Source organism: Streptomyces colwelliae (assembly GCF_048158785.1).
Lineage (GTDB): Bacteria > Actinomycetota > Actinomycetes > Streptomycetales > Streptomycetaceae > Streptomyces.
The window spans coordinates 1-1392 of the sequence record NZ_JBLTJC010000794.1 but is presented as its reverse complement, the minus strand read 5'-3'; the positions used below and the strand labels follow the sequence as shown (position 1 = coordinate 1392).

The 1392-nt window shown below is 70.8% G+C and carries 1 protein-coding gene; it reads right to left on the bottom strand.

The features are described 5' to 3' along the window. A partial coding sequence (locus ACNFOC_RS54410) for a threonine/serine exporter family protein (RefSeq protein WP_416966317.1) occupies nt 1-1325 on the bottom strand: 1325 nt, incomplete at its 3' end. Between the last annotated feature and the right edge of the window lie 67 nt (nt 1326-1392).

Sequence of the window (1392 nt, the reverse complement as noted above, 5' to 3'; positions counted from 1 at the left end):
GCCCCGAACACCATCCCCACCGCGATCGCCGTGACGATCGTGACCAGTTTCAGCAGGTCGCGGAAGCCCTCGATGACATGCCCGCCCGCCAGCGTCGTCAGGCCGCGCATGCCGAGGGAGCCGACGGTGAGGGTGAAGAAGGCGGGGAGGAGCAGGACCAGGCGGGGCGGGCGGTGCTCGGAACGGGCCAGCAGTGTCGCCGCCGCCGACAGCACCGTCGCCGCCACGAACGTTCCGCCGACCTCCCCCACCAGCTTCGTGAACAGCGACTGCACGCCCACCGTGACGTAGACGAGGACGAGCAGCGGCCAGTACAGGCGGCGTGGGACGGCGAAGGCGAGGACCGTGCCCGCGGTGAACACGATCCAGCCCAGGAACAGTGCCCAGCGCGCCATGTCGGAGTCCGCCGCGATGTCCCAGAGGGCGTGGGTCGAGGTGCCCGTGGCGAACACGCCCAGCATCACGCCCAGATACAGCTGCACCAGCAGGAACACGGCGTAGACCAGGCGGATCGCGCCGGTGGTGATGAGGCCGGCGGCCAACTCGGCGGTGGCCGCGCTCAGATAGTCGCCGGGGACGAAGTAGAAGAGGGCGGGCAGCATCAGCAACACCGGGCCGCCGTGGGACGGTTCACGGGCGAACACCTCAAGGGCCACCACCGAGACCGCCGTTGAGACGACCAGCGGCAACACCTTTGCCAGACGCGGGAGTCGGTCCGCCGTGATCGCCAACGCCGCCGCGATCGCGGCCAGTACCGCCGTCGACCCGACCTCGTACCAGGTCGGCTGCATCAGTGGTGCGAAGCCCAGCGAGAACAGCACGATGCCGAGGAACTTCAGCGGCCACGGGTAGGGGGCGGGCGCCGATTCGATTCCGGCCAGCCGTCGGTCCGCCTCCGTCACGCTCAGGCGGCCCTTCCCCACTTCCGTCAGCAGCGGTTTCAGCGCGGTGACCTGGTCCAGGCGGAACACCTCGGGGAATCCGCGTACGGTCACCGTCCGTGTGGCGCCACCGGCGGTCACCGTGAGCGCCGCCGCGTCCGGCACCAGCAGGAGCGAGGCCTCGCCGCCCAGGGCTCGGGCCGCCGACCGTACGGAGTCCTCGATCAACTCGGCGCCCTCGCCGCTCGATCGCAGCAACAGCCCCGTCAACCGGGCCAGGAACGCGGTGAGTTCGTCGAGTCCGTCGAGCGCGGGGGCTGTGCGCTGCTGCTCCACGACCGCCTCCCTCACGTAGACCCCAGGCAGGACCAGCCTGAACGCTCCCCGCCCCACCGGCACGGCATGGGCGCGGCCACCCGCGACGGACGCCTCCTGGACGCCCAAGGCCGCTCCACGCGACCGCTGTTCACGCTCGGCGCTTCCCGGACGCCACCAAGATCGACAAGGTGTC